Annotated in this window: 10 protein-coding genes, 1 tRNA gene and 1 pseudogene; 4 read left to right on the top strand and 8 right to left on the bottom strand. The window is 70.2% G+C overall.

The features are described 5' to 3' along the window. Positions 1-4: 4 nt before the first annotated feature. Positions 5-1,876, top strand: a complete 1,872-nt coding sequence (locus nbrcactino_RS07325) for a sulfite reductase subunit alpha (protein ID WP_161926761.1) — start codon at positions 5-7, stop codon at positions 1,874-1,876. 1 nt (position 1,877) lies between these two features. Next, complete coding sequence (locus nbrcactino_RS07320) at positions 1,878-2,897, top strand: ChuX/HutX family heme-like substrate-binding protein (protein WP_161926760.1); 1,020 nt, start codon at positions 1,878-1,880, stop codon at positions 2,895-2,897. A gap of 77 nt (positions 2,898-2,974) precedes the next feature. Here nbrcactino_RS07320 and rho read toward each other — a convergent pair whose 3' ends face one another. The 6 genes from rho to argS all read right to left on the bottom strand — a co-directional run bounded on the left by rho (position 2,975) and on the right by argS (position 11,498). Then, complete coding sequence (gene rho, locus nbrcactino_RS07315) at positions 2,975-4,882, bottom strand: transcription termination factor Rho (protein ID WP_161926759.1); 1,908 nt, start codon at positions 4,880-4,882, stop codon at positions 2,975-2,977. A gap of 255 nt (positions 4,883-5,137) precedes the next feature. Then, positions 5,138-6,073, bottom strand: a complete 936-nt coding sequence (gene thrB / locus nbrcactino_RS07310) for a homoserine kinase (RefSeq protein WP_161927646.1) — start codon at positions 6,071-6,073, stop codon at positions 5,138-5,140. Positions 6,074-6,089: 16 nt separating this feature from the next. Next, entirely contained in the window at positions 6,090-7,163 is a 1,074-nt protein-coding gene (thrC, locus tag nbrcactino_RS07305; protein WP_161926758.1) for a threonine synthase, read from the bottom strand. Continuing rightward, positions 7,156-8,421, bottom strand: a complete 1,266-nt coding sequence (locus nbrcactino_RS07300; protein WP_371864562.1) for a homoserine dehydrogenase — start codon at positions 8,419-8,421, stop codon at positions 7,156-7,158. The genes thrC and nbrcactino_RS07300 overlap by 8 nt, the downstream gene beginning before the upstream one ends. 59 nt (positions 8,422-8,480) lie before the next feature. Continuing rightward, entirely contained in the window at positions 8,481-9,842 is a 1,362-nt protein-coding gene (gene lysA, locus nbrcactino_RS07295; protein ID WP_161926756.1) for a diaminopimelate decarboxylase, read from the bottom strand. Between the two features lie 3 nt (positions 9,843-9,845). Further along, positions 9,846-11,498 (bottom strand): arginine--tRNA ligase, encoded by a 1,653-nt coding sequence (gene argS, locus nbrcactino_RS07290; protein ID WP_161926755.1) that lies wholly within the window; start codon positions 11,496-11,498, stop codon positions 9,846-9,848. Between the two features lie 97 nt (positions 11,499-11,595). Between argS and nbrcactino_RS07285 the strand changes: the two genes are divergently transcribed. Beyond that, a complete protein-coding gene (locus nbrcactino_RS07285; RefSeq protein ID WP_161926754.1) occupies positions 11,596-12,420 on the top strand; it encodes a DUF305 domain-containing protein in 825 nt (274 codons plus the stop codon). A gap of 10 nt (positions 12,421-12,430) precedes the next feature. On the opposite strand, the gene nbrcactino_RS07280 is transcribed toward nbrcactino_RS07285, so the two are convergent. Together nbrcactino_RS07280 and nbrcactino_RS07275 are read right to left on the bottom strand one after the other, a co-directional pair. Continuing rightward, entirely contained in the window at positions 12,431-13,639 is a 1,209-nt protein-coding gene (locus nbrcactino_RS07280; protein WP_161926753.1) for an MFS transporter, read from the bottom strand. Positions 13,640-13,705: 66 nt separating this feature from the next. Further along, positions 13,706-13,778 (bottom strand) — tRNA-Arg (locus tag nbrcactino_RS07275). Between the two features lie 94 nt (positions 13,779-13,872). Between nbrcactino_RS07275 and nbrcactino_RS07270 the strand changes: the two are divergent. Next, positions 13,873-13,998 (top strand): annotated as a pseudogene (locus nbrcactino_RS07270) (DivIVA domain-containing protein); the annotation flags it as partial. Between the last annotated feature and the right edge of the window lie 26 nt (positions 13,999-14,024).

Raw genomic sequence — 14,024 nt, 5'->3', positions numbered from 1 at the left:
ACCGATGGAGTTGCCGTACTACCCCTCCGATACGCCCTTCAACGGCGAGCAGAAGGCATGGCTCGCCGGATTCCTCGCCGGGCTGAACACCCGGCTGGCCATGCCCGCCGGGGCGGCGGTGCCGACGGCCGGCGCGGTCGGGGGGCCGGTCGCCACGCTGGAGCGGCCGGCTGACGGCACCGCGGCCGAGCCGGCGGCCGCCGAAGCCGCCGCGCCCGCCGGGCCCGGTTCGCTGCTCATCATCTACGGGACGCAGAGCGGCAATGCGGAGTGGATCGCCGACCAGGCGAAGGACGCGGCCACCGAACTCGGTTTCGACGTCACCCTTGCCGACATGGGCGAGGCCACGCTCGAGCAGGTCGCCGGGGCGACCAAGCTTCTTGCCGTCGTCTCCACCTACGGCGAGGGCGAGATGCCCGACGACGCCGAGGACCTGTGGAGCGAGATCGCCGGTCCGGAGGCGCCGCGCATGGAGGGGGTGAGCTTCGCCGTCTGCGGCCTGGGCGACACGATCTACGACGGTTTCTGCCAGGCGGCCAAGAACCTCGACGCGCGCCTCGCCGCGCTCGGCGCCACCCGCGTCGTCGACCGGGCCGAGTGCGATATCGATTTCCAACCGGCCGCCGATGCCTGGATGCCGGGTGCGCTGGACGCCCTGCTCGCCGCGGGATCGGCTCCCGCCGCCGCGCCGGTCGCGCCGGTCGCCGAACCGGCGGCGGAGCCGGTGGCCGAACCCGCCGCTGAACCGGTCGCCGAGGCCTGGGGGCGCAAGAACCCCTACCCCGCCACCATCATCGAGAACACGGTGCTCTCGGGTCCCGCATCGGCGAAGGAGGTCCGACACTTCGTCGTCTCCCTCGGCGACAGCGGGATCGAGTACGAACCGGGCGACGGTTTGTCGGTGCATGCCGTGAACGACGCGGCCCTCGTCGAACTGGTCCTCGCGCGCCTCGGTGCCACCGGCGACGAGCTCATCACCGACCGCAAGACCGAGCGGACCCTGCGCGACGCGCTCACCAACCACTACGAGCTGGCCACGCCGTCGAAATATCTTGTCGACTACATCGCCTCCCGCAGCGGCGACGCCGAACTCACCCACCTGTCGGCCACCGGGGACCACGAGGCCCTCGACGCCTGGCTCTGGGGGCGCGACGTCCTCGACCTGCTCAACGTCGACCCGACCCTGACGATCACCCCCGAGGAGCTGGTCAACGAATTGCGGCCGCTGGCACCCCGGGTCTATTCGATCTCGTCGTCGCCACGCGCCCACGCCGGCACCGTGCACCTCACCGTCGCCGCGGTCCGCTACCGCTCCCTGGACCGGGATCGGGGCGGCGTCTGCTCGACCTTCCTCGCCGACCGGTGCGGCGACGGGGCGCCGATCAGCGTCTACATCACGCCGAACCGCTCGTTCCGCCTGCCCGACGACGACGCCCCGGTCATCATGATCGGCCCGGGCACCGGCGTCGCCCCGTTCCGCTCCTTCCTGCACGAGCGCGCCGCCCGCGGCGCCACCGGCGAGAACTGGCTGTTCTTCGGCGACCAGCACCGCGAGTCGGACTACCTCTATGCCGAGGAACTCGCCCGCTTCACCGACGACGGCCTGTTGACCCGGCTCGACCTGGCGTTCTCCCGCGACCAGGAACACAAGATCTACGTCCAGGACCGGATGGCCGAGAACGGTGCGGAGTTCTACGACTGGCTCGAGCGCGGCGCGAGCGTCTTCGTCTGCGGCGATGCCACCCGGATGGCCCACGACGTCGACACCGCGCTGCACGAGATCGTCGCCAAGCAGGGCGGGCTCGACGCCGACGGCGCCGCCCACTACGTCGACCAACTGAAACAGCAGAAGCGCTACCTGAGGGATGTGTACTGAGATGAGCGAACCGGACCAGACCGGCCCGAACGAGACCTCCCACTCCCCCGGCGACTGTCGCTGCCCGAATCCGCGCTGCCACCGCTTGGCGGGGGCGACGAGCGATCTCGACGAGCTGCTGGCGGCTCCCGGCGTCACCGCCTCCGTCGTCGACGGACCGGTCGGCACGCTCGCCGACGCACTGCCCCTGCTCGACCAGATCGTCGGCGTCACCGCGGCGGGTCCGGTCATCACCAACGACCTGGGCATCCACCGCCGGCCGTCGTACCGCGACGACCCGCTGCACGGTGGCGCCGAGGGGATCTCCCTGCGGATCAACCCCGACATGCTGGGCACCGTGCTGGTGACCGAACCGACCCCCCACGCACCGCCGACCCTGCGGATCTTCGACCGTGACGGGAACGCGGTCCACGTCACCTATCTCGTCGAGGGGTCGGACCGCCTCGCCTTCGAGGCGCTGAGCCTGTCGCGCTCCAGCGACATCGACCTGCTCGACGAGCTCTCGCCGGAACGGCGGCGGCCGGTGGAGGTGTTCCCGGTGCCGGTCGACGACGAGGCGCCGTTGGACACCGATCAACTCGGCCTGTTCGACTCGATCCTCGCCGACGGCGGGCGGTCCCGCCTCGACGCCCTGCGCACGGTCCCCGCACCGGGGTTCGCCCGGGTGTGCTCGCGCCGCGTCATCGCCGCGCTGAGCCACGCGGCCGCGCTGACCATGCCGATGACCACGTGTGCCGCCGCGACCGGCTGCCTGCAGATCCGGCACGACCGGCTGGACGGGTCCCGCGAGCGCTACGGTTCGATGGTGCTCGCATCACGCGGGGCCCGCACGATGATCAACTTCAACGTCGTCGACGAGTGCTGGGTGACCAGCGCGACCGGCGTCTGGGGTGCCACGGCGGCGATCGAGTTGTATGACCGCGAGGGACGCTGCTGCTTCGTGGCCACCCAAACCGGCCCGGTCGACCTGACCACCTACGAGGCCTGGCAGACGCTCACCGGGGAATTGGCCGACGCCTAGATCTGCCGACGCCTAGATTGGCCGGCGCCTAGATTGACCGAAGCCTAGATTGGCCGACAGACCACCCCGCCGGGCGCTCAGTCGTTGTCGTTGAGCGCGCCCGGGGTGTTCTTCTGCACCTGCATGAGGAACTCGACGTTGTTCTTCGTCTTTTTCAGCTGGCTGATCAGCAGGTCGATCGCCTGGTGGCTGTCCAGACCGGACAGGACGCGGCGCAGCTTGTGGACGATCGAGAACTCCTCCGGGGACAGCAGCAGCTCGTCCTTGCGGGTGCTCGACAGGTTGACGTCGACGGCCGGGAAGACCCGGCGCTCGGCGATCTTGCGGTCGAGCTTGAGCTCGGCGTTGCCGGTGCCCTTGAACTCCTCGAAGATGACGGTGTCACCGGTCGAACCGGTCTCCACCAGCGCCGAGGCGATGATGGTCAGCGATCCGCCGTGCTCGATGTTGCGGGCGGCGCCCAGGAAGCGCTTCGGCGGGTACAGCGCCGTCGAGTCGACACCACCGGAGAGGATGCGCCCCGACGCCGGCGAGGCGTTGTTGTAGGCGCGGCCCAGTCGGGTGATCGAGTCGAGTAGCACCACCACGTCCTTGCCCTGCTCGACGAGTCGCTTGGCACGCTCGATCGCGAGTTCGGACACGCTGGTGTGGTCTGACGGCGGGCGGTCGAAGGTCGAGGCGATGACCTCACCCTTCACGCTGCGCTGCATGTCGGTGACCTCTTCGGGGCGCTCGTCGACCAGCACGACCATGAGGTGGCACTCGGGGTTGTTGGTGGCGATCGCGTTCGCGATGTCCTGCAGGATCGTCGTCTTACCGGCCTTGGGCGGCGACACGATCAGCGCGCGCTGCCCCTTGCCGATCGGCATGATCAGGTCGATGACTCGGGTGTCGAGGCGCTCGGTGGTCGTCTCCAGGCGCAGCCGCTCGTTCGGGTAGAGCGGGGTGAGCTTGTTGAAGTCCGGGCGCTTGCGCGCGGCCTCCGGATCGCTGCCGTTCACGGTGTCCAGGCGCACCAGCGGGTTGAACTTCTGCCGGTTGTTCTGGTTGCCGCCGCCCTGCTGCTCACCCTCGCGCGGCACCTTGACCGCACCGGTGATCGCGTCGCCGCGGCGCAAGCCGTATCGGCGCACCAGGTTCATCGACACGTAGACGTCGTTGGGGCCGGCCAGGTAGCCGGAGGTGCGCACGAAGGCGTAGTTGTCCAGGACGTCGAGGATGCCGGCGACCGGGGCGACGACGTCGTCCTCGGACAGCTGCGGCTCGGCGTCGCGGTCACGACCGCCGCGGCGGTTCCGCTCGCGGAATCGCCGGTTGCGACGGCCACGACCGCCCTCGCCGTCGTCGTCGCGACGGTTCTGGTTGCCCTGGCCGCCCTGGTTGTTCTGGCCGCCCTGGTTGTTCTGGCTGTTCTGGTTGCCCTGGCCGCTGCCCTGCTCACCGCCGTCGCGGTTGCGGTTACGGTTCCGGTTGCGGTTGCCGCCCTGCCCGTCTTTCGACCCGGCGTCGTCGTTGGCGTCCTTGGCCTTCGCCTCGCCGCCATCCTGGGCCTTGGGCTCGTCGGATCGGCCGGTGTCGGCCCGGGGTGCGTCGTCGGAGACGGGGGCACTCTCGGTCTTGGGGGCACTCTCGGTCTTGGGGGCACTCTCGGTCTTGGGGGCACTCTCGGTCTTGGGAGCGCTCTCGGTCTTAGGGGCGCTCTCAGCCTGAAGAGCGCTGTCGGCCTTCGGGGCCGATTCGGCGGTCTGCGCCTTGGGGGCACCGCCGCCCTGGCGCTCCTTGATCGCGCTGATCAAATCGCCCTTGCGCATACCCGAGGCACCCTTGATGCCCAGGCCGCTGGCCAGCGAGCGCAGCTCCGGCAGCACCATGGCCGACAGGCCGCTCTTGGCGCGGGAGGTGGGAGCGTCGGCGGCCGGCGCGGACAGCGCCTCCACCGGGGCCGAAACCGTAACCGGTGCCGTGGTGAGATCCGTTTCAGTCACGGAAGTCCTTTCGTTCCCTCGCGGCGTCGTTGTGCGCGAGGGGGGATGAAGTCCCTACACGGGAAAACTGGGGTCTACTGGCGGCGGAAGTCGCAGGCCGTGACCGGTGTCAACCGTGACGCGGGGCGTGACGCGTATCAACCGGAAAATCGGGGGGACGTCCGCAAACGGCGATTTCACGTTCGCCCAGCGAGACGTTGTTATGGTACCGCGACACAGTGGCGCGGGCAACAACAGGGCCCGTCGGCGTGCCGGTCAGCGGTCCGCCACCACCGTCGGACCGTCGCTGATCGCCGTTTCGACCATCGTGAACCCGTCCCGGTCGGCCAGGCCCGCCGGGATGTCGGCGGTGTGCAGCACGAGCACCGTCGGGCCGGCACCGGAGATCGTCGCGGCGAAACCCGCTGCACGCAGGTCGGCGACCAACTCGGTCGACGACGCCAGCGCCTGGGCACGGTACTCCTGGTGGAGGCGGTCCTCGGTGGCGTCCAACAGCAACTCGGGCTCGCGGGTCAACGCGTGGACCGCGAGCGCGGTGCGGCTCAGGTTGAACACCGCATCACGGCGCGGCACCGTGTCGGGCAGCAGCCCGCGGGTCTGCGACGTCGACGATTCGGCGTGCGAGATGAAAGCGGTGGCACGGATCCGCGGATCGATCGCGAGGCGCCGGGCGCTGTAGCGCGTGTCGTCCCCGCTCCCCTCGGTCCAGGTGACCACCGCGCCGCCCAACACACTGGCGGCGGCGTTGTCGGGATGTCCTTCGAACTCGGCAGACAGCTGGACCAGTTCGCCATCGGAAAGCGGTTGCGCTCCAAGCGTTTCCGCTGCCGCGCCGAGCAGTCCCGAGGCTGCGACCAACCCCGATACCACTGCCGACGCCGACGAGCCGACGCCGCGCGAATGCGGAATGGCGTTGACGCAGGCCACCTCCAGGCCGACCGCGGCGGCACCGCCGCGGGCCAGCCCGCGCTCGATCGCCCGCGCCACGAGGTGGGTGTGGTCCAGCGGCACCGACTCCGCCCCCTCGCCGGTGACCGACACCTGGACGCCGGGCCGGTCGAGCGTGGTGACGGTGACGTCGTCGTAGATCCCCAGCGCCAGGCCGAGGCAGTCGAACCCGGGCCCCAGGTTGGCACTGGACGCCGGGACGCGCACGGCGACCCGCAGTCCGGGCGGAAGCAGCTTGGTCATCACGTCGGTCACCGGATCAACCGACCCCCAGCGCATCGGCGACCGCACCCGGGTCGACCGGGATGGCCGAGACCTCGGGCATGCCGAGCAGCGCGGTGTCGGGGTCCTTGAGCCCGTTGCCGGTGACGGTGCAGACCACCGTCGACCCGGCCTCGATCCAACCGTCGGCGCGGGCGGCGAGCAACCCGGCCACCGAGGCCGCCGACGCGGGCTCGACGAACACCCCGTCGCGGCCCGCCACCAGGCGGTAGGCCTCCAACAGCTTCTCGTCGGTGGCCGCGCGGAACTGCCCGCCCGACTCGTCCTTGGCGGCCACGGCCTGGTTCCAGCTGGCCGGCGCACCGATCCGGATCGCGGTGGCGATCGTCTCCGGGTTGGCCACCGGCGCACCGTTGACCAGCGGCGCGGCACCGGCCGCCTGCACGCCGAGCATCCGCGGCAGCGAATCACTCAAGCCATCGGCGCGGTATTCGGTGTAGCCCTTCCAATACGCGGTGATGTTGCCGGCGTTACCGACCGGCAGGGCATGCACGTCAGGGGCCCGGCCCAGCACGTCGACGATCTCGAACGCCGCCGTCTTCTGGCCCTCGATGCGTGCCGGATTGACCGAGTTCACCAACTCGATCTCGGTGAAGTCGGCGGTCACCTTGCGGGCCAGCTCGAGACAGTCGTCGAAGTTGCCCTGGACTTGGATGATCTTCGCGCCGTGCATGACGGCCTGGGCGAGCTTGCCCATGGCGATCTTGCCCTCGGGGATCAGCACCGCGCAGGTCATGCCGGCGCGGGTCGCGTAGGCGGCGGCCGACGCGGAGGTGTTGCCGGTAGACGCGCAGAGCACCGCGCGCTTGCCGTGGTTGAGGGCGGTGGTGACCGCCATCGTCATCCCGCGGTCCTTGAACGACCCGGTCGGGTTGAGGCCCTCGACCTTCAGATAGACCTCGCACCCGGTGATCTCGGACAGGTGGTTGGCCTTGATGAGAGGCGTTGCCCCCTCCAGCAGGGTCACAATGGTCCAGTCGTCCTCAACCGGCATCCGGTCGCGGTAGGCCTCGATCAGGCCCGGCCAGGCCTGGTGCACATGCTTACTCATGGGTTCCCTCCATCCGCAGAACCGAGGACACCGCGGTCACCGCTTCCATGTTTTCCAATGCCGATACCGTCTCGGCCAGTGCCCCATCCGGCGCGCGGTGGGTGATCACGATCAACCGGGTCGCGTCGGCGCCGCCCTCCTGGCGGACGGCGGCAATGCTCACGCCGTGCTTGGCGAACTCGCCGGCGATGGTCTCCAAGACACCCGGCCGGTCGACCACGTTCATCGCGACGTAGTAGCGGGTCGGGACCTGGGCGATCGGCATGACCGGCAGCGACGCATACGTCGACTCCAGCGGTCCGCGACCGGAGTACACCTTGTTGCGCGCGGCCATCACGACGTCGCCCATGACCGCCGACGCGGTCGGCGCTCCGCCGGCGCCCTGGCCGTAGAACATCAGGCGGCCGGCGTCGACGGCTTCGACGACGACGGCGTTGTAGGCGCCGCTCACCGTCGCCAACGGGTGCGACAGCGGGATGAGCGCGGGATAGACCCGGGCCGAGATGCGCTCGCGGCCGTCGTCCCCGACGACGCGTTCGCAGATCGACAGCAGCTTGACCGTGCAATCGAACTTGGCGGCGCTGGCCAAATCCTCGGCGGTCACCGACGAGATGCCCTCGCGGTAGACGTCGGCGGCGGTCACCCGGCTGTGGAAGGCGATCGATGCGAGGATCGCGGCCTTGGCGGCGGCGTCATAGCCCTCGACGTCGGCGGTCGGGTCGGCCTCGGCGTAGCCCAGGCGGCCCGCCTCGGCCAGCGCCTCGTCGTAGTCGGCACCGGTCTCGGCCATCGCGGAGAGGATGAAGTTCGTGGTGCCGTTGACGATGCCGGCGACGCGCTGCACCTTGTCCCCGGCCAACGACTGCATCAGCGGGCGCACCACCGGGATCGCCCCGGCGACGGCGGCTTCGAAGTACAGGTCGACGTTCGCCTCCGCCGCCGCGGTGGCCAGCTCGCCGGTGTACTCGGCGAGCAGCGCCTTGTTGGCGGTCACCACCGATTTCCCCTGTTGCAGGGCGGTGCGGATGAGCTCGCGCGGCGGTTCGATCCCACCGAGGACCTCGATGACGATGTCGACGTCGTCGCGCCGCACCAGTGCGGCCGGGTCGTCGGTCAACAGGGCGCGGTCGATCCCCCGCCCCCGCTCGAGGTCGCGGACCGCGACGCCGCGCAGGACCAGCGAGGCGCCGATGCGGGCGCGCAGGTCCTCGGCGTTCTCGGTGATGATCCGCACGACTTCGGCGCCCACGTTGCCCATCCCGAGCACGGCGACGCCGAGTTCGGTCGGCGCACCAGTGCGTTGCGCGGTGCCCTCGGTCACTGCGATACCTCCAAGCTCAACAAGTCGGCGACGGTCTCCCGCCGCAAGATCACACGGGACTGCCCGTCGCGCACGGCGATGACGGCGGGTCGGGTGACCATGTTGTACCGCGACGACATCGAGTAACAGTAGGCCCCCGTCGCGCCGACGATCAGCACATCACCGGGAGCCAAGTCGCCGGGCAGCCAACAGTCCCGCACGACGATATCGCCGGTCTCGCAGTGCTTGCCAACCACGCGACACACCACCGGTGGCGCATCAGAGGTCCGCGAGGCCAGCCGGACGTCGTATTCCGCGTCGTACAGGGCGCTTCGGATATTGTCGCTCATGCCGCCGTCGACCGACACGTACCGGCGCTGGCCACCGCCGTCGAGGTCGACGTCCTTGATCGTGCCGACCCGGTACAGGGTCACCCCGGGCGGGCCGGCGATCGCGCGGCCCGGCTCCACGGCCAGGGTCGGCATCGGCAGGCCCAGGGCCGCCGTTTCCCGCTCGACGATCCCGGCCAGGGAGTCGGCCAGCGTGGTCACCGGCAGCGGGTCGTCGGTGGGCAGGTAGGAGATCCCCAGGCCGCCGCCGAGGTCGATGATCGAGAGTTGCTCGGCGCGCGCGCCGAACTCGGCGACCACTTCGCCGAGCAGCCCGATGACCCGGCGGGCGGCGACCTCGAACCCGTCAAGGTCGAAGATCTGCGACCCGATGTGGCTGTGCAGGCCGACCAACCGCAGGTGGTCCGTGGCGAAGACGGCGCGCACGGCGGCCATCGCCTTGCCGCCGCTGATCGAGAAGCCGAACTTCTGGTCCTCGTGCGCTGTCGAGATGAATTCGTGGGTGTGCGCGTTGACGCCCGGCGTCACGCGGATCAACACGTCGGCGACGACGCCGTGGCGGGCGGCGATGGCGTCGAGGCGCTCGATCTCGGTCAACGAGTCCAGCACGACGTGGCCGATCCCGGCGGTGACCGCGGCCTCGAGTTCGTCCTCGCCCTTGTTGTTGCCGTGCAAGGCGATTCGCTGCGCGGGGAAGCCGGCGTGCAGCGCGACGGCCAGCTCGCCACCGCTGCACACGTCGAGGCTCAGCCCCTCTTGCTCGACCCACTTCGCGATCTCGACGGAGAGGAAGGCCTTCGAGGCGTAGTGCACCTTGCCGTAGCGGCCGAAGGCCTCCCGCATGGCCGCGCAGCGCGCGCGGAAGTCGGCCTCGTCGTAGACGAACAGCGGCGTCTGGTACCGATCGGCCAGCTCGTCGGTACCGATGCCGCCGATGGCGATGGCGCCGTCGGCGTTGCGGGCGGTCCCGGCCGGGTAGACGTTGGCGGGGATGGCGGCCACCTCGGCCGCCGAGGCACGGTCAGTCATCGCCTACATCCGTTCCGGCGCCGAGACGCCGACGAGGTCGAGGCCGTTGGCGAGCGTTCGGCGCGCCGCGGCGCACAGCGCCAGCCGCGCACGGTTGACGTCGGTGGCCGCCTCGTCCCCGAGGGGCAGCACCCGGCACTGCGTGTAGAAGCGGTGGTAGGCGCCGGCCAGCGACTCCAGGTACCGGCAGACGCGGTGCGGTTCGCGCAGCTCCGCCGCGGTCGCGACGACGTCGGGGAAGTCGCCCAGCGTGCGGATCAGCTCGCCCTCGGCCGGCTCGGTGAGCAGGGCGACCGCCGACGGGTCGGCCGACAGACCCAGGTCGGCGGCGTTGCGGGCCAGCGCGGCCAACCGCGCGTGGGCGTATTGCACGTAGTAGACCGGGTTCTCGTTGGACTGCTTGCGCAGCAGGTCCAGGTCGATGTCAATGTTGACGTCCACCGACGAGCGGATCAGCGAATACCGCGCGGCGTCGACGCCGACCATCTCGACCAGGTCGTCGAGGGTGACCACGGTCCCGGCCCGCTTGCTCATCCGGACCGGGGCACCGTCCTGGACCAGGTTCACCATCTGGCCGATCAGCACCTCGACCTTCGCCGCGTCGTAGCCGAGCGCGGCGGCGGCGGCCTTGAGGCGCACCACGTAGCCGTGGTGGTCGGCCCCGAGCATGTAGATCAGGTGGTTGAACCCGCGGTCGAACTTGTCTTTGAGGTAGGCGATGTCGCCGGCGATGTAGGCCGCGTTGCCGTCGCTCTTGAGGACGACGCGGTCCTTGTCGTCGCCGTGGTCGGTGGACCGCAACCACCAGGCCCCGTCGGCCTCGTAGAGGCTGCCGTTGGCCTTGAGTTCGGCGATGCACTCCTCGACCAGGCCGCGTTCGAACATCGAGTTCTCGTGCGTGTACACGTCGAAGTCGGTGCCGAAGTCGTGCAGCGTGGTCTTGATGTGGTCGAACATCAACTCGACGCCTCGGGCCCGGAACGTCTCGACCCGCTCCTCGTCGGGGAGGTCCACGACGCCGGGAACGGCGGCCACGACCTGCGCGGCGATGTCGGCGATGTACTCCCCGGCATAACCGTCCTCCGGGGTCGGCAGGCCTCGCGCCGCGGCGTCGAGCGACCGGGCGAAGCGGTCGATCTGCCCGCCGTGGTCGTTGAAGTAGTACTCGCGGGTGACCGCGGCGCCGCGCGCGGAGAGGACCCGGCCCAGCGCGTCGCCGACGGCGGCCCACCGGGTGCCGCCGAGGTGGATCGGTCCGGTCGGGTTGGCCGAGACGAATTCGAGGTTGACCGTCGAGTCGGCGAAGTCCGCGCCGCGGCCGAAGTCTGCGCCCTGCTCGAGAATCGTCTCGATGACGCTGTTCTGCGCGGCCGCGGCCAGGCGCAGGTTCACAAATCCCGGCCCGGCAATCTCGGCCGAGTCGATCCCGGCGTCGGCGGCGAAGGCCTCGGCCAACCACTGCGCCAGGTCGCGCGGCGCGACACCGACCTTCTTGCCGATCTGCAGGGCGATATTCGTCGCGTAATCACCGTGCTCCGGGTTGCGCGGGCGCTCCACCGTGACCGCCTCGGGCAGTGCGGCGGTGTCGAGACCGCGGTCGGCCAGAACGGTCTGGGTGATGGCGCGCAGCAGCGCGGCGAGGTCGGCGGGAGTCACAGGAAACCATTCTATGGAGTAGCCGGTCGTCGGCGGTATTCGGTATCGGCGACGAGGTCGCGCCACCCCCGCCGATCCGTGGACTAGCGTGGTGACCATGCCGAACGATGAGTCCTCCCCCGCCGTCACCCCGTCGTCGAGCCCGGTCGCGCAGAACCATGACCACGCCGGTCGGCCCCGGTGGCTGACCACCGCCCTCGTCGGCGTCGCGGCCCTGCTGATCGGTGTCGGGGCGGGGCTGGCGATCGGCACCGCCAAGGACTCCGACGACGGCCACCACGGTCACACCGGCGCGAATGCCATCGCGGTCGGCTTCGCCCAGGACATGATCGTGCACCACCAGCAGGCCGTCGAGATGACCCGCGTGGTGATCGAGCGCGGCTCGGATGCCCGGGTCCGCGACCTCGCGGTGACGATGCTGTCGGATCAGAGTGCGGAGATCGGCCAGATGACCGGCTGGCTGCAGAGTTGGGGCGCACCGCTGAGCAACCCGGGAGCCCCGATGTCGTGGATGCACCACGGCAGCGGGTCCGACCACTGCGCCGACGGCCACGTCGACGAGCACTGCCCCGCGCCGGGCAACGGCGGCCATGACCACGGCAGCGACCACGGGGGCGATCACCACGGGGCGACGATGCCCGCACCGGTGTCGGACGACCCGCCGATGGACGGCATGGCGACCAAGGCCGAGATGGCCCGGTTGCGATCACTGTCCGGCGCCGCCGTCGACACCTATTTCCTGCAGCTCATGCTCCGCCACCACCAGGGCGGCCACCACATGATGGAGATGGTCGTCGATCCGAAGAACGGCGCCCCGGAGTATGTCCGCGCCCTGGCCGACAAGATGAACGCCGCCCAGGTCTCCGAGGAGGCGACCATGAAGCAGCTGCTGGCGCAGCGCAACGCCGCACCCCTGCCCTGACGATTCATTCTCAGCCGTCGGCGACCAAGCCCCGGCTACCCCGGGTTTCCGCGGTACCCACCCACACGGCGGCGATGATCGCGGCCAGCACCGCAGTGAGGATGAACGCCGGACCGAATCCGAAGCGGTCGGCGACGGCCCCGGCGATTACCGGACCGGCGATCACGCCGCAGTCCTGCGACATCTGATAGGTCGACAACGCGGTTCCGCCGCGGCCGCCGTACAAGACGTCGGCGACCGTGGCCTGCAGGACCGGGGCGACCAGGCCGGTTCCCACGCCCGCCACCGCGGTGACCGCCAACGCGACGGGGGTCGAGTCGGTGAGGGTGAGCGCCGCGGTGGCCACCGCCAGGATTGCCATCCCGCCGATGAGGAACGGTCGGCGCCCGAAACGGTCCGACGCGCGTCCGGCCGGGATCATCACCAGCACGTCGCCGAGAGCGTAGGCCGCGAGGGCCAGGCCGGCCATCGAGGTGGACTGGTGCAGCACGTCGGTGAAGTACAGCGGCAGCAGGGACACCCGCATCGCGAAGACCCACCCGAAGACCACCGCCGTGACCAGGACCGCGCGGTACGCGCCGACGGGCAGTGCCGCCCGCAGCCCCGGCCCGTTCCCCGTCGTCGCATCCGGGTCGGCCAGCGGTGATCCGCGCAGCGCCGCCCACACCACGACCGTCGCCACCACCAGCGCCACCGCGTAGACCACGAAGGGCGTGCGCAACCCGAGCCCGGCCAGCCCGCTGCCGATCAGCGGGCCCACGATGTTGCCGAGCACGAAGCTCGACGAGTAGACGCCGGACACCCGGCCCCGGATCGCCGGCGGGCTGATCCGGATGAGCAGGCTCATCGCCGACACGGTGAACATCACCGACCCGATGCCGCCGACCGCCCGCAGGACCAACAGCTGCCAGTAGCCCTGGGCGAAGGCGCAGGCCAGCGTCGACATCGCCACGATGAGCAGGCCCGCCAGATAGACCGGCTGCTCGCCGAGGCTGCGCAACAGCGGCGCGGTCGCCGGGGCGAACACCAGGCGCATGAGCGCGAAGGCGCTGACCACCATCGTGGCCGCGGTGATGGAGACGTCGAAGCTGCGGGCGAAAGCTGGGAGCACCGGCGCAACCAGCCCGTAGCCCAGCGCGATGACGAAGGCCGCCGCCACCAAGACCCATACGGGACCCGGGATGCGTTCTCGGACTTCGGGTCCGGCGGTCGGGCTCACGTCCGCATCATGTCATCACGGAGACGCGGAGTGAATACCGGCCGAAGACCGGTAAGGATGTAACGGTGCCCCCGGCAGGAATCGAACCTGCGGCCTTCTGCTCCGGAGGCAGACGCTCTATCCCCTGAGCTACGGGGGCTCAGGAACCAGCACAGCCTATCCCACTGCCCCGCGCGGCTCCAAAGTAGTGTGGCCGTGGGCGATTCGCCCGCGTTCCCACCAGGAGAATCCCCATGCCGATCACCCCCGAAGACGTCCACAACGTCGCGTTCAGCAAACCGCCGATCGGTCGGCGCGGCTATCACGAGGACGAGGTCGATGCCTTCCTCGACGCCGTCGAGGAGGAGATCCGCCGGTTGCACGGCATCATCCGGAATCTGGGCGG

This window comes from Gordonia crocea (genome assembly GCF_009932435.1).
Lineage (GTDB): Bacteria > Actinomycetota > Actinomycetes > Mycobacteriales > Mycobacteriaceae > Gordonia > Gordonia crocea.
The sequence above is the reverse complement of the archived record's forward strand: the minus strand, read 5'-3'. Positions and strand labels throughout refer to the sequence as shown.